General features: G+C 43.9%; 23 protein-coding genes and 1 pseudogene. 20 read left to right on the forward strand and 4 right to left on the reverse strand.

The features are described 5' to 3' along the window. Positions 1 to 47 precede the first annotated feature (47 nt). The 16 genes from coxB (at position 48) to AC1DLI_RS29875 (ending at position 16,426) form a co-directional block, all read left to right on the forward strand. Complete coding sequence (gene coxB, locus AC1DLI_RS29800) at positions 48 to 1,097, forward strand: cytochrome c oxidase subunit II (RefSeq protein WP_477608595.1); 1,050 nt, start codon at positions 48 to 50, stop codon at positions 1,095 to 1,097. Positions 1,098 to 1,171: 74 nt separating this feature from the next. Continuing rightward, complete coding sequence (ctaD, locus tag AC1DLI_RS29805; RefSeq protein WP_477608683.1) at positions 1,172 to 3,019, forward strand: cytochrome c oxidase subunit I; 1,848 nt, start codon at positions 1,172 to 1,174, stop codon at positions 3,017 to 3,019. Further along, positions 3,016 to 3,633 (forward strand): cytochrome (ubi)quinol oxidase subunit III, encoded by a 618-nt coding sequence (locus tag AC1DLI_RS29810; RefSeq protein WP_477608597.1) that lies wholly within the window; start codon positions 3,016 to 3,018, stop codon positions 3,631 to 3,633. The genes ctaD and AC1DLI_RS29810 overlap by 4 nt, the downstream gene beginning before the upstream one ends. Positions 3,634 to 3,636: 3 nt before the next feature. Continuing rightward, entirely contained in the window at positions 3,637 to 3,954 is a 318-nt protein-coding gene (locus tag AC1DLI_RS29815; RefSeq protein WP_477608599.1) for a cytochrome C oxidase subunit IV family protein, read from the forward strand. Positions 3,955 to 4,046: 92 nt separating this feature from the next. After that, positions 4,047 to 4,943, forward strand: a complete 897-nt coding sequence (gene ctaG / locus AC1DLI_RS29820; RefSeq protein WP_477608601.1) for a cytochrome c oxidase assembly factor CtaG — start codon at positions 4,047 to 4,049, stop codon at positions 4,941 to 4,943. 57 nt (positions 4,944 to 5,000) lie between these two features. Next, on the forward strand, positions 5,001 to 5,444 hold the full coding sequence (locus tag AC1DLI_RS29825) for a DUF420 domain-containing protein (RefSeq protein WP_414698884.1): 444 nt from the start codon (positions 5,001 to 5,003) through the stop codon (positions 5,442 to 5,444). Positions 5,445 to 5,650: 206 nt separating this feature from the next. Beyond that, entirely contained in the window at positions 5,651 to 6,376 is a 726-nt protein-coding gene (locus tag AC1DLI_RS29830) for a hypothetical protein (protein ID WP_477608603.1), read from the forward strand. Positions 6,377 to 6,407: 31 nt separating this feature from the next. Then, complete coding sequence (locus tag AC1DLI_RS29835; protein ID WP_477608605.1) at positions 6,408 to 6,794, forward strand: GntR family transcriptional regulator; 387 nt, start codon at positions 6,408 to 6,410, stop codon at positions 6,792 to 6,794. A gap of 12 nt (positions 6,795 to 6,806) precedes the next feature. After that, positions 6,807 to 7,724, forward strand: coding sequence for an ATP-binding cassette domain-containing protein (locus AC1DLI_RS29840; RefSeq protein ID WP_477608607.1), 918 nt, complete (start codon positions 6,807 to 6,809; stop codon positions 7,722 to 7,724). Between the two features lie 18 nt (positions 7,725 to 7,742). Next, positions 7,743 to 8,648 (forward strand): ABC transporter ATP-binding protein, encoded by a 906-nt coding sequence (locus tag AC1DLI_RS29845; protein ID WP_477608609.1) that lies wholly within the window; start codon positions 7,743 to 7,745, stop codon positions 8,646 to 8,648. Next, positions 8,641 to 9,948, forward strand: a complete 1,308-nt coding sequence (locus AC1DLI_RS29850; protein WP_477608611.1) for an ABC transporter permease — start codon at positions 8,641 to 8,643, stop codon at positions 9,946 to 9,948. Before AC1DLI_RS29845 ends, AC1DLI_RS29850 begins: the two co-directional genes overlap by 8 nt. 247 nt (positions 9,949 to 10,195) lie before the next feature. Beyond that, complete coding sequence (locus tag AC1DLI_RS29855) at positions 10,196 to 10,552, forward strand: helix-turn-helix domain-containing protein (protein ID WP_477608613.1); 357 nt, start codon at positions 10,196 to 10,198, stop codon at positions 10,550 to 10,552. A 772-nt stretch (positions 10,553 to 11,324) separates the two neighbouring features. Further along, a complete protein-coding gene (locus AC1DLI_RS29860) occupies positions 11,325 to 11,492 on the forward strand; it encodes a hypothetical protein (RefSeq protein WP_477608615.1) in 168 nt (55 codons plus the stop codon). Positions 11,493 to 11,644: 152 nt separating this feature from the next. After that, entirely contained in the window at positions 11,645 to 12,226 is a 582-nt protein-coding gene (locus AC1DLI_RS29865) for a transposase (protein ID WP_477608617.1), read from the forward strand. A gap of 695 nt (positions 12,227 to 12,921) precedes the next feature. Beyond that, positions 12,922 to 14,730 carry an ABC transporter ATP-binding protein gene (locus AC1DLI_RS29870; protein ID WP_477608619.1) on the forward strand — a complete coding sequence of 603 codons (1,809 nt, stop codon included), beginning with the start codon at positions 12,922 to 12,924 and terminating at the stop codon, positions 14,728 to 14,730. Beyond that, the gene (locus AC1DLI_RS29875) at positions 14,717 to 16,426 is read left to right on the forward strand and encodes an ABC transporter ATP-binding protein (protein ID WP_477608621.1); all 1,710 of its coding nucleotides are present in this window, start codon (positions 14,717 to 14,719) and stop codon (positions 16,424 to 16,426) included. Before AC1DLI_RS29870 ends, AC1DLI_RS29875 begins: the two co-directional genes overlap by 14 nt. Positions 16,427 to 17,363: 937 nt before the next feature. On the opposite strand, the gene AC1DLI_RS29880 is transcribed toward AC1DLI_RS29875, so the two are convergent. Then, a complete protein-coding gene (locus AC1DLI_RS29880) occupies positions 17,364 to 17,936 on the reverse strand; it encodes a serine O-acetyltransferase (RefSeq protein WP_477608623.1) in 573 nt (190 codons plus the stop codon). 26 nt (positions 17,937 to 17,962) lie between these two features. Continuing rightward, positions 17,963 to 18,277: a hypothetical protein gene (locus AC1DLI_RS29885; protein WP_477608625.1), complete on the reverse strand. Its 315-nt coding sequence runs from the start codon at positions 18,275 to 18,277 to the stop codon at positions 17,963 to 17,965. 755 nt (positions 18,278 to 19,032) lie between these two features. Here AC1DLI_RS29885 and AC1DLI_RS29890 point away from each other — a divergent pair. The 3 genes from AC1DLI_RS29890 (at position 19,033) to AC1DLI_RS29900 (ending at position 20,672) form a co-directional block, all read left to right on the forward strand. Then, the gene (locus tag AC1DLI_RS29890; protein ID WP_477608627.1) at positions 19,033 to 19,413 is read left to right on the forward strand and encodes a VOC family protein; all 381 of its coding nucleotides are present in this window, start codon (positions 19,033 to 19,035) and stop codon (positions 19,411 to 19,413) included. A 148-nt stretch (positions 19,414 to 19,561) separates the two neighbouring features. Beyond that, positions 19,562 to 20,038 (forward strand): UPF0158 family protein, encoded by a 477-nt coding sequence (locus AC1DLI_RS29895; protein WP_477608629.1) that lies wholly within the window; start codon positions 19,562 to 19,564, stop codon positions 20,036 to 20,038. Between the two features lie 154 nt (positions 20,039 to 20,192). Then, positions 20,193 to 20,672, forward strand: a complete 480-nt coding sequence (locus AC1DLI_RS29900) for an NUDIX hydrolase (RefSeq protein WP_477608631.1) — start codon at positions 20,193 to 20,195, stop codon at positions 20,670 to 20,672. A 199-nt stretch (positions 20,673 to 20,871) separates the two neighbouring features. Here the strand turns inward: AC1DLI_RS29900 and AC1DLI_RS29905 are convergent. Then, positions 20,872 to 21,093, reverse strand: a pseudogene (locus tag AC1DLI_RS29905) (ArsR/SmtB family transcription factor); the annotation flags it as partial. Positions 21,094 to 21,148: 55 nt separating this feature from the next. Continuing rightward, entirely contained in the window at positions 21,149 to 21,691 is a 543-nt protein-coding gene (locus tag AC1DLI_RS29910; RefSeq protein ID WP_477608633.1) for a hypothetical protein, read from the reverse strand. Positions 21,692 to 21,788: 97 nt separating this feature from the next. Between AC1DLI_RS29910 and AC1DLI_RS29915 the strand changes: the two genes are divergently transcribed. Next, positions 21,789 to 22,703, forward strand: a complete 915-nt coding sequence (locus AC1DLI_RS29915; protein WP_477608635.1) for a phosphatidate cytidylyltransferase — start codon at positions 21,789 to 21,791, stop codon at positions 22,701 to 22,703. Positions 22,704 to 23,204: the final 501 nt, after the last annotated feature.

Genomic DNA, 23,204 nt, shown 5'->3' on the forward strand with positions numbered 1-23,204 from the left:
ACGTGAAAATTAGGCAGCTGCGAAAACGTCAAAAGTGGGGTTGATTAATGATGAAACGGTGGCGATTTGTAAAACGGCTTGCGCCGCTTATGGCCATGATGGTATTGGTGCTGACGGCTTGCGGGCGGAGCGATTTGTCGACGCTGAATCCCCAGGGACCTGTAGCGGAAGAGCAATTCGGACTGATGAAACTGGCAATTGGAATCATGTTAATCGTGATTGTTGCCGTATTTGCGATCTCTTTGTATGTAATTATTCGTTTTCGCAGACGTCAGGGAGACAAAACTATTCCTAAGCAAGTAGAAGGAAACCATAAGCTGGAGATTATTTGGACAGTAATTCCAATTATCATGCTTATCATTTTGGGTGTTCCAACCGTACAATCCGTATTTAACTTAGCTAAAGATTACAGCAAAGATCCGGAAGCAGTTCAGGTCATTGTTACTTCGCATCAATACTGGTGGGAATTTGAATATCCTGAATACGGAATCAAAACAGCCCAAGAGCTAATTATTCCAAAAGGTAAAACCATTTCGATTCAAGCGAAATCCGCTGACGTGCTTCACTCGTTCTGGATTCCATCGCTTGCAGGTAAAATCGATACAAATCCTGGTGCGAACGTAAATGCGATGTACTTCTCGGCTCCAAAAGAAGGCGTTTACCTAGGTAAATGCGCCGAGTTATGCGGACCTTCACACGGATTGATGGACTTTAAGGTCAAATCAGTGGACGAGTCTTCATTTGATCGTTGGGTAGCAGCGCTTCAAGAACCAGTAGCTCTTCCAAGCGACCCGGCAATTGCAAAAGCATTCGAGAGCAAATGTTTATCTTGCCACGCAGTGGGAGATCTTGGCGGACCGGCATACCCTAACTTAACTGGTATCGGAAGCCGTGAGACTGTCGGAGGTATACTTGTTAACACCGATGATCCGCAATATTCCAATGAAGGTTCAGTATACGACAACCTGCACCGTTGGATTGAAAATCCGGATGAGGTTAAACCGGGTAACCAAATGGGCAAAATTGATCTAACTGAACAAGAACTTGAAGGTATTGCTAAATATTTATCAGAACTGAAGCTTAACTACGAACAATAATTTATCGGTGATTGAAGGAGGTACCTACTTTGGCTCATGCGCATACGCATACGGTCAAACGTTACAGCGGTCTGATGGACTGGCTGACAACGGTTGACCATAAGAAAATTGGAATATTGTATATGATCGCTGGCGGATTTTTCTTTCTTGTCGGCGGTTTGGAAGCCATTTTGATACGGGTTCAATTATGGAAGCCGCTAAATAACTTTGTTAGCGCGGATACATACAACGAGCTGCTTACGATGCACGGAACGACAATGATCTTCCTCGCCGCCATGCCGCTGTTGTTCGCGCTTATGAATGCGGTTGTTCCGCTTCAAATCGGCGCACGCGACGTAGCCTTTCCTTTCGTTAACTCATTAGGCTTCTGGACATTCTTGTTCGGTGGCGTTTTGCTTAACGTCAGCTGGTTTACTGGCGGAGCTCCGGATGCAGGTTGGACGTCTTACGCACCGCTAGCAGGCACGACTTACAGCGGTGATCATGGTGTCGATTATTATGTACTAGGCTTGCAAATAGCAGGTATCGGTACGTTGATCGGCGGTATCAACTTCCTAGTTACGATTATTAACATGCGTGCTCCAGGCATGACGTTCATGCGGATGCCGATGTTTACATGGACAGCGTTCATTACTTCAGCGCTTATCCTGTTCGCATTCCCTGCTTTGGCAGTTGGTCTTGCGGCGCTTATGTTTGACAGATTGTTTGATGCAAATTTCTTTGATCCTTCCGGCGGCGGTAACGCAGTCCTCTGGGAGCATATTTTCTGGATATTCGGGCATCCTGAGGTTTATATCCTCATCCTGCCGGCCTTCGGCGTTATTTCCGAGGTAATAAGTACGTTTTCTCGCAAGCGTTTGTTCGGTTACAGCTCGATGGTTTTCGCTACAATCCTGATCGGTTTCTTAGGTTTCATGGTTTGGGCGCATCACATGTTCACCGTTGGTCTAGGACCGGTTGCGAACGCGCTGTTCTCGATTGCAACGATGCTTATCGCAGTTCCGACAGGTATCAAAATTTTCAACTGGTTGTTCACGATGTGGGGCGGATCGATCAAATTCACAACAGCGAATTTGTTTGCAGTCGGATTTGTACCTACCTTCGTAATGGGCGGCGTTACAGGCGTTATGCTTGCAGCAGCACCAGCTGACTTCCAGTATCATGATTCTTACTTTGTCGTAGCGCATTTCCACTACGTTATCGTAGGCGGTTTGATTCTCGGTATTTTCTCAGGCCTTCACTACTGGTGGCCAAAAATGTTCGGACGCGTGCTTAACGAAACGCTTGGTAAGCTAACGTTCTGGACCTTCTTTATCGGGTTCCATTTAACATTCTTCATTCAGCATTTCCTTGGATTGCTCGGTATGCCGCGTCGTATTTGGACATATCTTGACGGACTAGGCTTTAATGAAATGAACATGATCAGTACAGTGGGCGCTTTCTTGATGGGCTTTGGTACAATCTTCTTCTTGCTGAATGTTGTCGTGACGGCTTTCAAGCCGCAAAACGCGCCAGCAGATCCTTGGGAAGACGGCCGTACACTGGAGTGGACGATTCCATCTCCGCCTCCTGAGTACAACTTTGCTCAAACGCCGCTTGTACGCGGATATGATGCATACTGGAAAGAAAAAACGGATGGTCACAAGGGCATGACGCCTGCAGAGCCAATTGGTCCTATCCATATGCCATCCCCTTCAATCCTGCCTTTCTTTATGGGACTTGGATTGTTCATCGCAGGTTTAGGCTTTATGTATGCTCACGATTGGGGTAACTTGTTCGGTTCATTCAAAACAGGCTACGCTGTCGGTATTGTTGGTTTGCTTATCTTGTTCGGCTGCATGTTCCTTCGTTCTGCAATCGACGATCATGGCTTCCACATTGAAGAAGAAGAAATCCTTAGAGATTTGGGGGGGAAAGCATGAGTGCGCATTCGCATGTAGAGGGGCAATTGCCTCATGAGCCCGAAAAGGCGACCCTCGAGGGACGCAATAAAGTATTAGGCTTTTGGCTTTTCCTAGGTGGCGAGACTGTATTGTTCGGAACGTTATTCTCCGCGTTTCTTGCACTGCGCCATCAAGTTTTGGATGGACCTCCAGCACATGAGCTGTTCCAGCTGCCGCTCGTCGCTCTGGCGACCGCGCTATTGTTGACATCAAGCTTAACCAGCGTTTTCGCTGTTCATGCTTTGCACACGAATAGAGTGAAGGCGCTCATTAACTGGCTGATTATTACCGTTGTTCTAGGTGCAGGGTTTCTTGCTCTTGAGATCTACGAGTTCTACCACTATGTACATGAAGGCCATGGTTTTACGACAAGCGCATTTAGCTCATCATTCTATACGCTTGTAGGGTTCCACGGAGCTCACGTTGCATTTGGTATTACATGGATCACATTGATCATTATCCAATTGGCAAGAAAAGGTTTGACTGTCGTAACCGCACCGAAGGTATATGTAGCCGGTATGTACTGGCACTTTATCGACGTTGTATGGGTATTCATTTTCACCGTCGTTTACTTGATGGGAAAGGTGGTTTAATCCATGGCAAGCAATCATACAGCCACAGAGGAAAGCCCCAAGCGTCATAAGGTCGAAGGACCTAAGAAACATATCATCGCGTTTCTATTCTCGGTCCTGCTTACGTTTATCGCATTCGCGACCGTAATCAGCGGAGAAATCAATAAAGACTTTATTTACATTATTTTGGTCGGCTTAGCGGTTTTGCAAGTATTCGTTCAGATGGCATTCTGGATGCATATGAAGGATCGTGGTCATACATTCGCCATTATCGGAATTTTGACTGGTGTTTTCATCGTATTCACATGCGTTATCATGGCTGAATATTGGGCTTGGTGGTAAGACGTCTGTTATTTTGAAGAGAGGAGGGTCCCGAGGCTTGGGTCCCTCCTCTTTTGTAAAAAAGGCTAGCGTAATTGAAAGGAGATTCCACGATGCTTGGCTTACAATATTTTCGCTTCGAAGAATTGTGGACCCCCATGTTTTTGTTCGGGATGGCTGCAATAGTCATTCTATATTTCTATTTGATCGGTCCATGGCGTGAGAAGCATACTCCGCAGGCTCCTGCTGCGACAGCAATGCAAAAAACGATGTTCGTTTCGGCTGCAGTCATGTTTTATTTCGTGCATGGCGGGCCTTTTAATCTATTAGGTCATCTGATGTTTACGTTTCATATGATCAATATGTCGGTATCTTACTTGATCGTGCCGCCGCTTGTGCTGCTAGGTATTCCAAGCTTCCTTTGGAAAAAGATGTTTTCGGCTCCTTTTTGGAAAAAGCTGAGCATTATGATGCATCCGATTATTTGTCTCGTACTGTTTAATGTGTTGTTTTCTGTTTATCATATCCCTATTGTCCATGACTATGTGATGACGCACTTTGCGGTGCATCGTCTTTATTATTTTATTTTGCTTATCACATCTTTTATGATGTGGTGGCAAATCGCAGTTCCCGTGCCGGAGTGGGCCAAGCTTACAGATCTGAAGAGAATGGCGTATGTTTTTGCAAACGGGATGCTGCTGACGCCGGCCTGCGCATTAATTATTTTTGCCAAAAGCTCTATGTATGCGATATATAGTGATCCGAACGTTTGGGTGACTGCTATGGGCTATTGTGTATCAGGTGATCCAACAAGATTGCTAGAGAGCTTCAGTGGACCACAATTTTTTAATTTGATGGATGTCGTTGAGGACCAACAGCTTGGCGGGATTGTGATGAAGTTTGTGCAAGAGATTATGTACGGAATCATCCTCGCCTATATTTTCAAGCAATGGTTCAAACGTGAGCATACCGAAGATGATTTGCCAAATACGAATACCGGTACGGCTTAGTACGTACTAATCATTTTGTTAACTATAGGTGGGGTAACGTTGAACAGTTATAATATTATGCCGACAATAAGTACCTTCTTCATCGTACTGAGTGCGGTCTTGGTAGCCGTAGGCTGGAGACTGGCTATTAAACGCAGGTTGGAGGAGCATCAGAAGGTGATGTTCTATGCAGCGGTTTCTGCAACGATCTTCTTTATCGTCTACGTCTCGCGCACGATATTCGTGGGGAATACCTCATGGGGCGGACCGGATGGCTTAAAGCCCTATTATCTTGTTTTCTTGTTATTCCATATTGTGCTGGCAACAGTTGCGGCCGTATTCGGCATTACAACGCTCACGCTGGGCTATAAGAAGAAATTTGCGAAGCATCGCAAGTGGGGGAAGGTAACCTCGCTGATCTGGTTTGTGACGGCTATCACCGGTACGATGGTCTATATTTTGTTATACCTGATGTATCCGGGCGGTCATACTAAGCCGGTTATCGATGCTATTTTCGGATAACCAAATAATTAATGCACACAGCGAAAACCATGCTTACGAAAGAGGCGACTCTTTTGACTGCATGGTTTTTTTACGTTCAAAAAGAGGAATTCCAGTATTTTGTAAATAATTACATGGTAAGGGTTGACAACTGTGTACACAGTGAATATACTGTGTATAAGGATATATACAGTATGAAGAGTGAAGGTTCGAAAGGAGCAAATGCCGTGGGTTTATGGAAGGGTGCTTGGTATTTAGCAAAGCATGAGCTGGCTAAGGATCGATGGAAAAGTCTTTATACGTTAGCGTTTATTGGTTATTTATTGCTATTCACGGTTCCGTTATTAAATGATGTGGTTGATGGGGAAGACAAAAATATGATTAGCTGGGCGACGGACTTTATCTATTTAACGATTCTGCCTTGTCTCGGTTTTGTAGTCAATCAAACGATGATGCGTTCATGGAAAGAAAATTCATACACAAGAAAGATGGCCCAGTGGAGAACGCTGCCTATCTCCTCGAGACAAATTGCGCTCGGACGAATCATTCAGTTAGCGGTTGTATTGTTTTGCGCCCTGCTTCTCTTCTTTATCTTACAGTTCCTTCTTGTACGAAATATGGGTGCAGACCTATCAATCGGGCATTTTGCGTTGTATGCACTATTCTGGTACGGTTACTCCCTAACGATGGCGATTGGATATGTATACTGGGAAGTAGGTCATTCCGGGAAAATATACTTCTTTTTTAATTTGGCCTATATCGTCGTGTTACTCGCGATTTCAGCTAGCTTAGCTATTTTCAAGGTTGGAAATATCGTAGTTTCCTCCTTTGAAGCGATTGAGAACGGCTTATGGTGGTTGCCGTTAGCCGCTATCGCAGTAAGCGCTGTGGCAATATTCATCGGAGTCAATCGAATTGAGAAACGGTTAGAGAGTCGCACCTACAGAGCATAGATCTATTCAGGAATGGAAGAAGGTGAAGGCCATGCGGCTGCCGATACAAATCAACGAGCAAAGCGCAGAACCGCTGTATCATCAAATCGAAGTGCAACTGCGCGCTTTAATCGTCAGCGGCCAGCTTGCGGAAGGGATGCTGCTGCCGTCGATAAGAGAACTTGCCCAGACGGTCAAATGCAGTGTCATAACAGTTAAGCGAGTGTATAACGATTTGGAAGCGGAAGGCCTGCTGCGGACGCGGCAAGGAACGGGGACTTACGTCGCCCAGGTTGGAGAACAGGAGCGCGACCGGCATCGGCTTTCTGCAGTCATTGAAGCGCTTGAACAAGCGGTCGTTGCAGGCAAAAGAGTGCAGTGCACGGAGGAAGAGCTAAAGACGATGTTTAAGGAAGCATTGAATAAGCATTTTGACTAAAGGAGAGTACGCATGATAGATGAGACGATGGCGATTCAATTAGACGGAGTTGTGCAGAATCGTGCGAATTTTAAGCTGGGTCCGCTCCATATGCGCATTCCAAAAGGGTACATCACAGCGATTGTTGGCCCGAACGGCTGCGGCAAGAGCTCAATGTTCCGATTAATGCTTGATTTGGATAAGGYGGACGAAGGGAGAATCGAGCTGCTTGGTCAACGAGTAGAGCAAGGCATCGATACGGAACTGAAGAAAAAAATAGGTTATTTGCATGATCAGTCCTCCTCGCACGAGGACAATATGAAGGGGACAGCAAAGGCTGAGTTTCATCGTTTCTGGTACGACAATTGGGACGTGAATCGCTATCGGGAGCTGCTTCATATCCTTGAAGTCGATGATAACCAGCTGCTGGGCAAAATGTCGAAGGGCATGCGCCGCAAATTCGAATTTGCTTTAACGATGTCACATGGGCCTGAGCTGCTCCTGCTGGATGAACCCTCTTCCGGGCTTGATCCGCTTGCATGGAAAACGATGATTGAAGTGCTCCACCGATATATGGATCGCGGAGATCGTACGATTCTCATGACCTCCCATATTATTGAAGAAGTGAAAAGGCTTGCCGATTTCATCGTATTTATGGCTGGGGGACGTGTACTTGGCATGTACGAGAAGGATGAGTTGTTCAGCAGCTGGTTTACTTTATTCGTAAGCGGCTCCGGCCTGTCACCGAAGAAGGCGGCTGCCATGCCAGGCCAATGCGGAGTAGAGCATGCCGGGGCGACAACGTATCGTATCACAACGAATAAAGCCGCAGCCGCAGAAGAATGGTGCGCTGGCGAGGGGTTTCAAATCGTAAGCAGGCAATCGCTAGAGCTGGACGAAATTATGAGTGCGTTACTCATGCAGGACCGTTTGAGCACAAGAAGTAATTAATCGAGGGGGATGAGTGAATTGAATCCATTAAAAGTAGAGAAAGTCTTTAAACAATACGGAGATAAAACGGCCGTAAACGGCATCAGCTTTGAGGTAAGCGAGGGAGAGATTTACGGCTTGCTCGGCGCCAATGGTGCAGGAAAAACAACAACGATGAGAATGGTGCTTGGTCTGATCTACCCGGACGAAGGCAACATTTTATATCACGGCAAGGCCTACAGTCACAATCAGCTTAGCAATCTTGGTTATTTGCCTGAAGAGAGAGGCTTGTATCCGAAGGTGCGCGTCTGTGACCAGCTTATCTATTTGGCTCAGCTGCGCGGCATGTCGAAGAAGGATGCGGAGCAAAGCTTGAAGAAATGGCTGGACCGCTTCGAGGTTCCGGAGTATTACAGCAAGAAGGTCGAAGAGCTTTCCAAAGGAAATCAGCAAAAAATTCAATTTATCGCTAGCGTAATACACTCTCCTAAAATCGTTATTCTCGATGAAGCGTTCAGCGGACTGGATCCGGTAAACGTTGAGCTGCTTAAGTCGACGGTTAAGGAGCTGCGTGATTCCGGCACGAGTATCCTATTCTCTACCCATCGCATGGAGCATGTAGAGGAGCTGTGCCGAAATATTACGATTTTGCATCGCTCTAACGTCGTGCTGAAAGGGAATTTGAAGGAAATCAAAAAGCAATTCCCGAAAGAACGCGTTATTTTGAACACGGAGAAGGAAGTTACGGGCTTGGAACGGATTGCAGACGTTACGAGCGTTAACCGGCATGAATACGGCTATGAGGTCGGCATTGCGAATGAAGCGGCGGGCGCCGAGATTTTACGCCATGCGTTAGGACAAACGACGATTACGAGATTCGAGATTAAGGAACCGACGTTAAATGAAATCTTTATTAAAACAGTAGGCGGTGATAGCCATGAATAAGTTTTGGACAGTTGTAGGTTTTACGCTGAAAAATAAATTCAGAGGCAAAGCATTCATGATTACAACGATCATTATTGCGGTTATTATGTCTATCGCTATTAATCTACCTTATATTTTCTCACAGTTCGGCAGTGGAGACAAAGCTACGAAAATCGGATATATTCAAACGCAGCAAGCAGAAGGTACAGCCACAGGCGATCAACTTAAAGCGTATTTCGAATTGCAGGAAAAGCCGGGTGTAATGCTTATCCCATACGAGGATAAAGGCTCGGAGGCAGAGAATGAAAAGCAGTTGAAGCAAGCCATTACAGATAAAGATGTGAAAGGGTACTTAGCCTTTGGCCAAATGACCGACAGCGGTTTTCCGGCAATTACGTATAAATCCGAGAAGCTGCTTGCATTCGATCTAACCAGCTCGATTCAAAACGGGCTTCAAGCGATTCGTCAGGCTACCGTATTGCAGGATGCAGGCTTAACGGATGCACAGATGGCCTTGCTGAACGCACCGATTGAAATCGCATCGGTTCAAATTTCCGCCACGGAAGGCGCAGGCAACGTAGGTGAAGGCAAGACACCGGAAGAGCAAGCCGTGAATATGGGACTCGTGTATTTCATCGTCATTCTTCTGTTTATGGCCATCATGATTACGGGACAATTGATTGCATCGGAAATTACAGCAGAGAAAAGCTCGCGGGTCATGGAACTGCTCATTACGAGCGTTTCGCCGCTGAAGCAAATGTTCGGTAAAATCGTCGGCATGTTTTTGGTTGGACTCATTCAAATTACGATTTACGTGATCGTGATCATCGTGAACATCAGCTTGCCGCATAATAACAAAATATTGGATCAATACAATATCGATTTAACTCAAATTGATCCGATGCTTCTGCTTTATGCCATCTTGTTCTACTTGACGGGTTACTTCTTGTTCGCGACGTTATTCGCTGCGGTTGGATCGATTGTCAGCCGTACGGAGGATCTGGGCCAAGCGGTGCTTCCGATCACCATGCTGTCGCTGGCCGGCTTCTATATTTCAATATTCAGTATTTCAAGCCCGGACAGCGTTCTGGTGAAGGTATCTTCCTTCATTCCGTTCTTCTCGCCATTCGTCATGCTGCTCCGTCTTGGGTTGTCCGATCCGCCGGTGTGGCAGCTATGGGCATCGATCGGCATTCTGCTGGTTACCATTTACCTTGCGGTATGGGTATCGGCGAAAATCTACCGTACGGGCGTACTGATGTACGGCAAGCGTCCTAGCTTTAAGGAGCTTCGCAAGGCGATGAAGGCTTATAAGGTTTAGAGTTTGTCGTTTGGTGTGGGTAATACCTACTATTGTCACACGTTGGACTTACTAATGTCACAAGAAATACGATGATTTGTCACCGAAATGACCCCCGTGATCATGCAGAAAGCCTGTATTAACGGGGGTTTTTCGTTTTCTGATTGTATAAATTGATGTACGCCGGAATATGCCAAATTATCATGTTCGAACGATTAAGCGTGATCATAAATTGTCACTTTCCATAAACATGTATTGGGGATGGCCTATGTTTATTATTGGCGAGAATATTCGGAAGTTAAGGAAGATGGCAGGACTAACTCAAATTGAATTCGCCAAACAGATCGGCATTTCACAAGGGACATTGAGCGATATCGAACAAGGTAATTGTAATCCATCAGTAGATACGGCTCTTTCCATACATAGACGATTTGATGTCGACTTGGATTGGCTGCTAAAAGGAGAACAGAATACTACTAACCTTGGACAAAAGCTGTCGTTAGTTTTTTCGGTTCAAGAAAAGCAACTGTTTGAATTAATTAAGAAGTTGAGTGAAGAAGATCAAAAGGAGCTATTAAAGAATATGATGGGTTCCTTTAAAACTAGAATATTGAACGATCGTTAATTCTTCGGGAGTTTGATGTAAATGTTAAGAATTAAGATATTCAATAACAATTCGAAATAAGCATTCAGATAACGGTTACGATAGCTGAGCACAACCGTGATGGGTTGATATGAGTGAAAAAACCATATCAAATGAGAAAGGAAGCCACCCGACATGCAGCCTATTAAAGCGATGTATAGACAATTTTTAAGAGAACCTTTGTGGTTTAAGGTACTTATTTTATCCGCTTTGCTTCTTTCAATTGTATTTAGCAGCTCATATTTTTCGAATCATGGTTATTATCAAAGCCTTTCCAAATTAGCTGCGGCAATCTTCTTCGGTTCATATGGAATAAAAATGCGGAGAAATAAGAAGGTATCTGGCTCCTTTTTCATTGTAGCAGTAATATGCATTTATTTATCGTGGAGCAGCTTAAGTCCTACAAGTCTTTAAACGAAAAGAAGTAGGAGTAAACCATCGCGCCCACATTCCTTGGAATGTGGGCTTTTCCTGTATTCAGCAGCATTATAGATTTGTACCTCCAAAACTGTACCGTGTACTTAACTGATCATCGATAAATTTGCATGACGATCGTATATAACGCTCGTAAATAACGCTCGTACACGGAGCCCAGATAAGCCTACATACGTCATTAAAGTAACGGGAGGAGGAATCATTGAACTAACGGGTAACGATTACATTCCTGTTGAGGCTAAGAAATAGCCTTTGTCAAAAAAGGAGCGCCTCGGTATGATGGGTTTGTCCAATACACCATCAAGGAGGCACTCTTACTATGAAGTTTAAGCAATCAGACGCACAAAATCAACGGATTGAACGAATTACCACCTCGCATCTCGTCGTAGGGATCGACATGGCCAAAGAAACGCATGTAGCACAAGCTGTCGAACAATGTACGCCTGCAGAATCGAATCATACGCTGGCTGGACATTCGCTTTCCTGAGTATCCATCCGTATTCAAAGACTGGACTTGTAAGCGATCATTGGCGACCCTCAAGACATTCCCTTGCCCACAGGATTTGGAGACGTATGCAATACCGGATGTAATCAGTGCTTGGAGAACTCATATGCAGCGCGCTGGGGGTTCTACGGGGATTGAGAAGGCTGCACAGCTCATCGCTCATGCTAAAACGCAGTGTCGGAGATCGAACCGCTGTAGAAGAATCGAAGGCAGATTTAATACGGCTTATTGAAGAATATGAGCGCGTTACCACCATGCTTGAACAGATTGAAAAGGACATTGAAGCGCTCCTTTCTGAGATTCCTATGGCGCATCAGCTTCGCACGATAAAAGGTCTCGGGAAGATCTTCACCGCGGCCATTTTAGCGGGCACAGGAGATTTAAGGCAGTATGCGCATGGACGCCAGGTACTGCGGAAGGCTGGCCTGAATTTGGCCGAAAGTACGTCAGGAAAGCGAAAAGGACGAATTGTTCTTTCGAAACGAGGAGACTCAGCCCTGCGAAAATATCTCTATCTCGCGACGGTTCAGTTCGTTTGGAATAATCCCGTTTTCCGCCATTTGCATGAGCACAATCTGCAAGAGAAGAAGATGAAAAAGCAGCAATCCATATTTAAGCTAATAGGAAAGCTGGCACGAATTTTAGTTGGTATTGTTCAACGAGGAGAAAAGTTCACGCCAGAGAAAACCCTTCTAACTTGGACAGAAGCAGCTTAAGTTAAAAAGCATCACGTATATTGACTCATTCGTGGGATTTCACAAAGAAAGCACGGAGGACCGAGTTCGTGTCCCAAAAGGGCTCAGACCCATCCGCTAAACGCTATCGGTCTCCACACCTTGGACAGGTATAACGAAGGAATGTAAGGGCATTGACCCGTTGAGTTGTGGGAGGGTGAACCTCCAGAGATCATGTGGAGTATGCGTGCAGTAGAGACGGCCTGGGGAATATTTCCTGAGTGTTCCTCTATTTCCGCATGCCCAGCCCACCACCTCAACCGGTAACAACCGCGTTGCTATCTGAGATGGACTTGATCCAAGGTGACGAAATCCTGCGAATGAGTGAGTATATGTGAGATAAATCCTTAAAAACGAGGGAGCTATCGTTTCTTGTTAGCGGAACAAACAGCAAACCTACATTTTGTCGCTATTATAAGTACTACTTCTTATGATTTGGCTTTTATTTCATAGCATTTACATAAAATTTTGTACATCAGATAAAATATTTTTCAGTCTAGAACTTTATTTTCTTCTGACAGCTGCCTTTTCTCATATTACAGTTTTTAGCCTTAATTGCTAAAAAGTCCAGATAAAAATTAAATAAACGATCAAATAAAAACAAAAGAACCTTAACTTATTTGAGTGTATTTTAGAAAGATATGGAATTTAGTTTACAAGATTTGGGGGGCGTAATTATGAAACAAAAGAACAACGAAACCATAGGAAGTTGGACGATTTATCGATGGATCCTGCAGCACATTCGTCCATATCGAGTTAAAATGACTTTTATAATCGGTTGTGGATTCATCGCTTCGTTTGGCGAACTAGTTACTCCGCTTCTCATTCAACGGCTCATCGATAGTATTGCTCCCAATCAGAACAAACTGGCATATTTTCAAATGCTCGGCCTTATGGCGGCTATTTTTAGCGTTATCCTTCTTTGCAACGTTTTAAGAAATTCTCTGCAGAGTAAAGTCAGTGCAAACGCTGCGCGGGATCTTCAATTCGGCGCCTTGCAGCATTTGCGTAAGCTTGGATTTGCCTATTATGAGCAAAATCCAGTGGGAGAAACGCTGTCGCTGATGAATCAGCAAGTACACTCGGCGGAAAGTATAATCCGAAGATTTTTCCCGGAAATTGTACAGCAATTATTATTTCTAACCACCGCAGCAGGACTTTTGCTATATCAATCCGTATTTCTCTCCTTAATCATTGTTCCGTGCTTTCTGGCCTATTACTTATTTGGACCGAAAATTGATCGTAAAGTTTCCGAGGCATCACGCAGGATGGAAGAAGTTAGGATAGACTATGATAAGAAAATTTATGAATCGGTTACCGGAGCGAGAGAATACCGCGCTTTTGGTGCTGAAGAATGGGATATCGACAGAAGCCGCAATAAATTTAAAAAGTTAGAACGAACCGTACTTTCATGGGTTTATTATATCCATCTGAGATGGAGCGTTAGAAGCTTATTGTTTCAGATCGGGTCAATTGCAATTTTTATTACGGGCTATTATTTTATAAAGAAAACATGGATGACCGCAGGACAATTTATTGCATTTCTCCTCATCTACGGCATTTTTATGCAACGCTTGTCGTGGCTTGTGTCTCAATTTATCGAGCAAAACATGCTGCTGCAACAAGTAACCAGACTATATAAACTAGTTAGTACTGTACCATCACTGGAGGAACATTCCTCACCTGTTAAGCAAGGACTTGTCAAGGGCGAATTGTCGTTCGAAAATGTTCATTTTTCCTATCCCGGGCGTACTTCTTTGCTAAAAGGGATAACGTTGCATATCCGTCCGGGAGAACGTATCGCAATCGTTGGTACAAGCGGGAACGGGAAGTCTACTCTTTTGAAGCTGATGGCCCGTTTCTACGATCCTACGCAAGGCTCAATCCTTCTTGACGGCATTCCACTGACTCAGTTTTCATTTCGTGAACTGCGCGGCAACATAGGCTATGTATTTCAGGATACTTTTTTATTCGGCAGCACGATTCGGGAAAACATCCGCTTCGGAAACCCTGATGCAGCAGATAAACAAATCGAAGAAGCGGCGATTGCGGCTAATGCGCATGGATTTATAACGGAATTGCAGGATGGATACGAGAGTTTAGTCGGAGAAAGAGGCGTAAAGCTGTCCGGAGGACAGAAGCAGCGAATTGCCATCGCTCGTATGTTGATTAAAGACCCACAAATATTGTTGTTGGACGAGGCGACCTCGGCACTTGATAACGTAAGCGAGAATGCTGTTGTTGAAGCGCTCCAGTACCTTCTTGCCGGTCGGACGACTATCGCGGTTGCACATAGATTGAGTACCGTGGTGGATTACGATCGAATTGTCGTACTGGATGAAGGTGTCATTGTCGAGCAGGGCACTTATCACGAGTTGATGGCAAAGCGAAGCTATTTATATCGACTTGCCGAAGGAGAAACGCATTCGGCAACGAACGCTTTACACGCTTCAAAGTCTGGAGGAGACCCTGTTGTATTATCTTAAATGGATTTGGAAGAATATCGCGAGCATCCGCGGCGGATTTGTACTAGCAATCATTTTTATGGTGCTGGAAACAAGCTCGGGGATTGCGATGACTTACGTACAAAAGTATATCATTGATTATGTAATAATCCAGGGCCAATATCGGCTTTTTCCTATGTATCTATCGCTATTTGCGCTTGCTGTTGTTTCTAGTTCAATTTTTATTACGGCTGCCCCTTATCGATACGTTTACAATGAATTTAAATTGAATAGTATCCTGCTCATGAGGATGTTCAGGAGATTTTTTCGAGTCCCTATGGCGCGTATCCAAAACGAACGTTCCGCACGATATGTTCAATATTTGACAACAGACCTCCTTCATGGCGGCAGTATGATTGGTTATCATACGCCGATCGGCATACAGAGATTACTTCAAGTTTTAGCCTTGATGGTCATCATAGGCTTTCTCAATTGGCATATTATGTTGTCGGTTACGATTTTCAGCACAGCTTATTTTTTAGGCGGACGATATTTTGCGAAACAAATCAAAGCTGTCAATCGGGAGGTTCAAGACAGTCGGACGAAACTTGCTGTCCATTTAGATGAAAGTATTTCCGCATCAAGGGAAATTATTGCTTATCATCGAACCGGTTGGGAAGCCAACGTCTATCATGCCTTGTATAAAGAATATTTTTCATCCGTTTTAAGGGAAACCAAGACGCGAAACAAACAAATGATGTTCAGCGATCCACTACGTTGGGCAATTACCTTATCTGTACTAGGTTTTGGCGGTTACCAATTGTTTAATGGCCAAGTATCGTTGGGTACCTTTGTGATTGTTTTTCAGTTTACTAATCAGTTAATGGATTCGTACCATAGGCTGTTCCAGTATGTAATGGATTTCTCTGGCATGTTGGCTAATATTGACCGGATGGAGCTTCTGATGAATGAAGAACAAATAAATGCTGGAAGCTTGCCGCTTATGGAGCCTATCCGCAGCATCAAGTTCCAGCAGGTCGACTTCGCTTATAAGGAAGGCGATCGCTCTGTTCTTAAGGGGCTTTCCTTCGACATACCTATCGGACGGAAAGTTGCATTCGTTGGCTCGAGTGGCGGTGGAAAATCAACGATCGCTCAGCTTATGGTTCGCTTTTATGAACCGACCGCCGGACAAATCATTGTAAACGGAGAAGGCTTGCGTGAGATTTCTCACAAAGATTGGACTAGCCGCGTTCGAGTTGTGTTTCAAGATCCCTACATGATGGCTGATACGCTGCGGACCAACCTATGCTTCGGCCGGGAACATTTGAGTGAAGACGAAATCGAGAGTGCCTGCCGCTCTGCTCAATTATATGCCGATATTATCAAAATGCCTGGTCAATTAGAAGAAGAGATAGGGGAGAGAGGTGTGCAGCTTTCTGGAGGGCAACTTCAGCGCTTAGCTCTCGCTCGTGCAATATTGGGCGATCCGGAGATCCTTATTCTTGATGAAGCGACTTCTTCACTTGATTTGGAGACCGAACGCTGTCTTCAATCACAGTTGGATCAATTACGCAAGGGTAAAACAACCATCATTATCGCACATCGTCTCTCGACTGTTAAAAACGCTGATCTCATACTTGTCATGGACAAAGGACGGATCGTGGAACACGGCACTCATGATGAGCTGTTATCAGGTGGTACACACTATCCGGCTCTTATAGCTGCGCAGTATTAGGCAGCAATTCCTTGGTGAGCGATGGCAACTTATTAAGCATGAAGAATGGTACAAAGTGAATAGTTCCACAGGGCAGATACCAAGCTAGATACCAGTGCTTCTCCAAGTCTAAAACTGGCATCGATTGATAGCACCTTTCGGTTAGAATTAATTGGATCAGCGGTAAATAATATCCCCTCCATTTCGGATTAAGTCGGCGATGACTTTAGCATCCTTGTAGTCACTCTTTGTCGGCGAGTGTTGATTTTGTTTCTCTTTCAGTTTATGCTTCATAGTGAGTGCCTCTTTTCGTATGCGGGTTTTGTTCTTTTGGTCGAGAACAACGATTCCCAGTATACAAGAGGCGCTTCTTTTTTTGCAAAGCTGATAATTAACGCTCTACAGGAATGCTAACGGGTAACGATAGTTCAATAAGCTTCCAGGATCAACGGCAGCCTGCTCGATTATCAGGTGGAAGGAGATAGATGATGACAGCAGTTGAAGTTTTGAATAATAACTATGAGGGCATAGAATATAGTTTTGTTTACTTTTTTACACAAGCAAGATAAGTTCAACCAAGAGGCCTTTTGGGACTACTTTAACTGCTTAGAGGACATCACTGACGAAACTTCAAATCAAATTAATTTGAATAGAGATTTATCCCTAATGGTGAGTAAAACATATACTTTTATAATGTGAAGTTTCCTTTGGCATTTCCATCCGAATGATCCGTATGAGGTTAAAAATATTCCCGAGAACAATTTGCACCTTTATATTGAAAGGTTAGAATTTGCGTATTTGGGCTACTTCTCTGGAAAGGTTTTTAAAGAATAGTTATACGATGCCACAACAAACGCGGCGGGTGACGAGCCCGCGTCGGCCATACCGCTCATATGCAAGGGGCAGTACCTTTGAAGTCGTTAACCGACCTTGAAGGTACTGCCCCTTATTGTTTAAATCAAATCATCCAGTCTGCATGGAATTCCTGCTTAAATTCTTGAGGAGAATGGCCTTTGAACACCAGCTCCGGGTTTTTTACACTCACTTTCGTGCCATCCGGAACCGAGGTTGTAATAAAGGCATTGCTACCTATAACGACGCCATTGCCGATAAGCGTCTCGCCGCCTAATATCGAAGCGCCGGAGTAGACCGTTACTTCATCTTCCAGCGTAGGGTGGCGCTTTACGCCGCGAAGTGCTTGTCCGCCCCGGGTGGATATTGCGCCAAGGGTGACACCCTGATAAATTTTCACTTGATTGCCGATAACGGTAGTTTCACCGATCACGACGCCTGTGCCATGATCGATAAAGAAATAGCTGCCGATCGTAGCGCCGGGGTGAATATCGATTCCGGTCTCATTGTGTGCGTATTCCGTCATGATTCTCGGGATGAGTGGCACGCAAAGCTTGTACAATTCGTGTGCCAGCCGATAAATCGTGACGGTAAATATGCCCGGGAAGGAGAAAATGATCTCGTTCGTATCTTGGGCGGAAGGATCGCCTTCGAAGGCGGCCTGCACATCGGTTGCCAAAATCTGCCGAAGCTCCGGCAGTTTGCTTAAAAAAGCGCGACGTTTGCCGTCTTATCGTTAGCAGCTTGATGCTTTAATACGGAACTGATCTGTTCGTGAAGCTTATCGTGAACTTGAATGAGCAGATCGCCGATGTGGTAGTCCAACGTAGCGGGTGTAAGGTTCTGTTTTCCGAAATAGCCCGGGAACAGAAGCTCTCTCAACAATTGGATGACTTCAATGATCGTATCTCTGCTCGGAAGAGCGACTGCATCCAATGGAATTACATGAGACTGCTGTTGATAGCTGGAGCCGATCGCAGAGACAAGGCTGCCGAGCTGCTCGTGAAAATATTTACTCATCTTTTCATCCCCAATTCCCATGCTCGTACAAACAGGGAAGCGAACCCGATACCTGCAATCCTCCCTGTAACGTCACTTCATTTTAACTCCAGTTGAGGTTGCTTTTCAATTTCAAAAGGGCAGCACAATGTTTCCAAAATGTAAAAAGGTCCTAAAGCGGCGGTAATCAGCACAGGGCGACACAAATCTGCTTGAATAAAGTAAGGGAAATAAAATTTTCAGACTAAGAAAGTATAGTCTTGGGCAGGGTGGGGCTAAGCTAACGGGCAGTTTTGCTCAACATAATTGTAATAAAATGGAAAAGAAGTGATTCCATTAATCCTTTAAGGTGAAGTTATGCGTATAGGGATTTTGATTGTATTAATACTGTTAACTGGTTGTTCAGGTAATTACAACAGTATGCAAAAGACTTGTGAGGACATGGTATCACTCGAATAATATTTTTACTCTCAAAGCGAAGAACAGCTAAACAAGCTACATGAAAAGCTTGCCACAGGCAAAGCAATTTGAAGTTAATTACGATGGCCATGGTTTTTCATTGGAGGATTGATAAGCCCTGTTGAACTAACGGGACACGATAGTTGAACATACACGGGGGCAGCTTGCTACGGCAGCTGCTTCATTTCATTATTAAGCTAACGGGCAGGATAACGTAATCCTTTCTAAATTATCTGGACTTTTTGTGGATTATTTTGTAGTATGGTTTTATTAGTTGAAACTAAGTTTCATTTTTATAAACAAAAGGGGGAAGTGTTATGTCATTCATTTTTGACGGAGTCGATCATGTGCAACTGGCTGCACCACAAGGCTGTGAAGACACTGCTCGTAGGTTCTTCACCGTTTTGCTAGGATGGATTGAAATTCCTAAACCAGAGAACCTATTGAAACGTGGAGGCGTGTGGTTTCAGTGTKGTAACCATCAAGTACATATAGGTGTTCAAACGGAATTTGTTCCAGCAACAAAAGCTCATCCCGCATTTCATGTTCAAAATATCGATGCGTTACGGGATCATCTAGTTCTTAATAGCATTGAAGTAACCGACGATGTTGTACGCGAAGAAGAAGGTGTTAAGCGTTTTTATGTAAACGACCCATTTGGAAACCGCTTGGAATTTCTCGAGTGGCAAAAGTTTTAAAGTGAGAAATATGATGACCAATTATTAAGCTAACGGGTACAATATTTGAGAAGGAGTTGCATTTCTAAAGCAGCTCTTCTTTAATTTATTTAGGTATTTTGAATAAACTGTATTATAGAAGGGATATCAATGAAAGGACAGGTATGAAATGAAGAAAATAGCAGCGGTGAAATTAGATGATCTAATTAATGAAATTGAAATTCAAATGGATGAAACCGTTACATATATAAACACCCAGACAGGAGAAGTTATAACATTATCGAGAGAAGAAATGAGAGCTGCAGAAGATGAAGAGCCAATTGAAAACTATCCAGATTGGCAAAGAGAGAACATTGAACAAGCAATAAAAATTATAGAGGATGAAGACGAGGTTTACCTCGGTTTCACATTAAGAAACGAGTACCATGAGTATGAAATAGTAGAAGAATTTATTGGGACATTAAGCGAAGCAGAGGTTCGAGAAGAATTGTTTGGAGCTATTCAAGGAAGAGGGGCATTTAGAAGATTTAAAGACGGGATTAGAGAACATGACGTAGAAAAACAATGGTATGAATTCAAAGAAAAAAAGGTAAAGGAATTAGTTATTGAATGGTGTAAATTGAAGGATCTTGTAATAAAGGAATGAGGTATTATTATTGCTAGCGAGAAAGAGTTAAATAAGAAAAGGAGCTGACTGTGCGAACAGTAAGCTCTTCTTTGCTATTCCGCTAACGGGCAGGATAACGCAACAGTATTATGGAATATATTTGGGATATTAATGCCGTGAGGAGGAAAAATATTTGCGTTATAGGGCATCTTCTCTTTGTATCGTTAAAAGAAGAGAATCAATATTACTTGAACAATTCCCCGAAGAAGACGGTGTCATAACATTTCGCCCAGTTGGTGGCACGATTGAGTATGGAGAAGACAGTAAATCAGCTGTAGTACGGGAAGTAAAAGAAGAGATAAACATTGATATCATTGAACCAAAATTGCTTGGGATTATCGAGAATATCTACCCATGTTACGGTCAAATTGGGCATGAATATGATTTTATTTATCAAGCGAGCTTTAATTGTTCTGATGATTATGAAAAAGATGTATTTGAAGGGATAGAGGGAGACAAAAGGTTTTTAGCTGTTTGGATGAGCCTTAGTGATTTTAAGGAAAATCCTCAATATAAACTGGTGCCTGATGGTCTATATGAGATGCTTACAAGTGGACAAGACAGTGTCTCTGAAATTAAACATATTAACACAAGAGATTTATTAGCTTTTTAAGTCAATCGTGATTAAACTAACGGGAAACGATAGTCCAGCTGACTAGATCTGTTGCACCAAGCAGCTTTTCAATTTAAAATACCGTCAGATCCCGTGAAATTAGTATTAGACTGGCCCCAATAACAAAATCAGCGGTTAGCCTTGGACGAAAAAATAAAGTCCTAGACTGCCGCTGTTTTATTGAGCTAGCTTTCTCCATTCATTGAGCCAGCTTCTTTAAATAGTCAACTAGGTGGTTGAACCGCTCATCGCGGTAGCTCACCAGCCAATCGTCTATCTTCCGGAAAGGCTCCGGCCGTAGCCGGTAGATCCGGCGATTCACATCCACCTGGGCCTCCACGATGCCTGCCTCACTTAGAACACGCAAAAGCTTAGATGCTTGAGGCTGCCGGAGTTGTAACTGTTCAGGGATTTCCCCTACATGAATGATTATGATTTAGGGCACTATTCTAAGTGAGATATTCGCCTCTCTGTTCTCAGAGCTTAGGCTTGTACTCGCATAAAAGCCCTTCATAGATCAATTGCAGCCGGTCGCTTTTTCGAAAATCATCCGGAGTCACGAGCGCGGGCAACTTATTCCATAACCTAATGCCAGACCGCATCAAAATTTCGGCGACGAATTGCGAGCAAAAGTAGGAGTTGCTGAATTCGACCGGTTCTTTCAGCGCAACGCCAATTACGCCCAGAAAGTTATAAAGATACTTTTTACGGCTTCGGATAAAGATTCGCAAGACCCTTTTCATCCTCTCAGCTTCGCGGGCAGTTATTTGAAGCTCGTAGAGGACACATGTTGTATTCGGATACTTGCTAAACGTGCCTTTCTGGATATCCTCCTTCACGAAGCCGCCATTCACAGGATTGTTTGGGCGTTTTCTCCCGAAGCTGTACAACTCCGAAAGTTCCCGATTAAACGAAATTGAGGCATGATTGTAAGGTGCTCCCGTGTAGCCCTGAATGATCCTCGTAAAAAGCGTTCCGGTATTCGTAAGCAAAATAAAAACCGATTGATCAGCTGCCATTTACAGAAATCCCCTTATCAAGTCATTAATTATTTCTTCATAATAACTATGGTTCCCATAATGGAATTTTATCTCACGACAAGTTGGTGATTCGAAAATGGACAGCACACAATTTACGTTATTGTTTATTTTTGCAGTTTTAGCCTCAATTCAATTGATTTATTACGTAATTGGCAGCATCCAACCGGATAAAGACTACTCGGCCATCGGAATTCGGCTTAAGACAGGGTGGAGATTGCTTTTCGTCTTTAGCTTGGCAACCCTGTTCAATCCTGTCGTCTCATTGCTTTCCCTTATGACTCTCACCTTTTTCTCGTTGAAAGAATATTTCTCCATGATCAGATCGAGAAAAGCCGACCGCAGACTGCACCTATGGGCGTACTTGACGATTCCTTTGCAGTTTTATTGGATTTATATCGAGTGGTACGGGATGTTTATTGTCTTTATTCCTGTTTATGTTTTCTTGCTTCTTCCAATACCGCGATTGATCAACAAAGGAACGGTCGGCTTTCTGCACAGCGTCAGTTCGACCCAATGGGGACTCATCCTGATGGTTTTCGGTCTTAGCCACCTTGCCTATTTTCAATTTGCAACTCCGCAGCACGGGCCGGGACTCGTCCTTTTCCTGGTGGTGTTAACGCAGCTCAATGATGTCGTACATAATTTAATATCCATATATTTCAGCAGGTGGAAGGTGGTTCCGACTGCGAACCCGCACTTGACTTGGGCTGGCTTTGCCTGCGCGTTTCTCATAACGACAGCGGTCTCGTATCTGATCTCCCCTTTCCTGACGCCGCTTCCCCCCGCTTTCGGGTTTCTTTCCGGCATGCTGATAAGCTTGAGCGGCTTCTTCGGCAGCTTAACGATATCCGTATTAAAGCGGGATTTACTAATTGCCGATGACGATAAGTTCGATGCTTTGAAAAAAAAATACTTAAACCGGGTCGATAGCCTGACCTACACTTCTCCGGTCTTCTTTCACGTGATCCGTCATTTTTTCGATTTCATGTAGGGATCTAAAAACATTAGATTAAGCCTGAAGAAACTATCTGGACAATAATAGCTGACCAAGATAAATCTTTTTTCGCCCTTCTCAAAATTGGAAATTTCTAAGCATATTCGCGACAACTCATTTCGACATTGAAATAACAAATGGAGCCCTCAATCCCAAAGGATACCACTAATTTCCTATTGTTGTATACTGCCCGTTAACGTAATGCCGTTCCCAGTCTAATACTTTATTTTTCAGTCTAATGGTTTATTTTCTTTTAACACCAGCAATTCAGGAGCAGTTTGCCGCCGCGGCAGCTGCTCCTTTTATGGAGCACAATACTTTGAAATATGGATAGATCTGTGTAGGCCTGATGGGGATCGTGTCCAAATATTATTAAAAAACGATGGACATAATGGTGGCTATCAAATGGTTACATATAAAATTGTGGAGACCACTTGAAGGTGAAAATCAAAACTTGAGCATTCAACTAACGGGTAACGATAGTTGAACAATCAAGGA

It is taken from the genome of Paenibacillus sp. 01T443, from assembly GCF_056398325.1.

Bases quoted from the DNA above. Each gene is read 5' to 3' on its own strand.
- coxB (WP_477608595.1), top strand. From the start codon at position 48: ATGATGAAACGGTGGCGATTTGTAAAACGGCTTGCGCCGCTTATGGCC.
- AC1DLI_RS29910 (WP_477608633.1), bottom strand. From the start codon at position 21,691: ATGGCAGCTGATCAATCGGTTTTTATTTTGCTTACGAATACCGGAACG.
- AC1DLI_RS29895 (WP_477608629.1), top strand. From the start codon at position 19,562: ATGAAGAAAATAGCAGCGGTGAAATTAGATGATCTAATTAATGAAATT.
- AC1DLI_RS29915 (WP_477608635.1), top strand. From the start codon at position 21,789: ATGGACAGCACACAATTTACGTTATTGTTTATTTTTGCAGTTTTAGCC.
- AC1DLI_RS29815 (WP_477608599.1), top strand. From the start codon at position 3,637: ATGGCAAGCAATCATACAGCCACAGAGGAAAGCCCCAAGCGTCATAAG.
- AC1DLI_RS29850 (WP_477608611.1), top strand. From the start codon at position 8,641: ATGAATAAGTTTTGGACAGTTGTAGGTTTTACGCTGAAAAATAAATTC.
- AC1DLI_RS29855 (WP_477608613.1), top strand. From the start codon at position 10,196: ATGTTTATTATTGGCGAGAATATTCGGAAGTTAAGGAAGATGGCAGGA.
- AC1DLI_RS29870 (WP_477608619.1), top strand. From the start codon at position 12,922: ATGAAACAAAAGAACAACGAAACCATAGGAAGTTGGACGATTTATCGA.
- ctaD (WP_477608683.1), top strand. From the start codon at position 1,172: ATGGACTGGCTGACAACGGTTGACCATAAGAAAATTGGAATATTGTAT.
- AC1DLI_RS29810 (WP_477608597.1), top strand. From the start codon at position 3,016: ATGAGTGCGCATTCGCATGTAGAGGGGCAATTGCCTCATGAGCCCGAA.
- AC1DLI_RS29885 (WP_477608625.1), bottom strand. From the start codon at position 18,277: ATGAGTAAATATTTTCACGAGCAGCTCGGCAGCCTTGTCTCTGCGATC.
- ctaG (WP_477608601.1), top strand. From the start codon at position 4,047: ATGCTTGGCTTACAATATTTTCGCTTCGAAGAATTGTGGACCCCCATG.
- AC1DLI_RS29825 (WP_414698884.1), top strand. From the start codon at position 5,001: ATGCCGACAATAAGTACCTTCTTCATCGTACTGAGTGCGGTCTTGGTA.
- AC1DLI_RS29835 (WP_477608605.1), top strand. From the start codon at position 6,408: ATGCGGCTGCCGATACAAATCAACGAGCAAAGCGCAGAACCGCTGTAT.
- AC1DLI_RS29860 (WP_477608615.1), top strand. From the start codon at position 11,325: ATGAAGTTTAAGCAATCAGACGCACAAAATCAACGGATTGAACGAATT.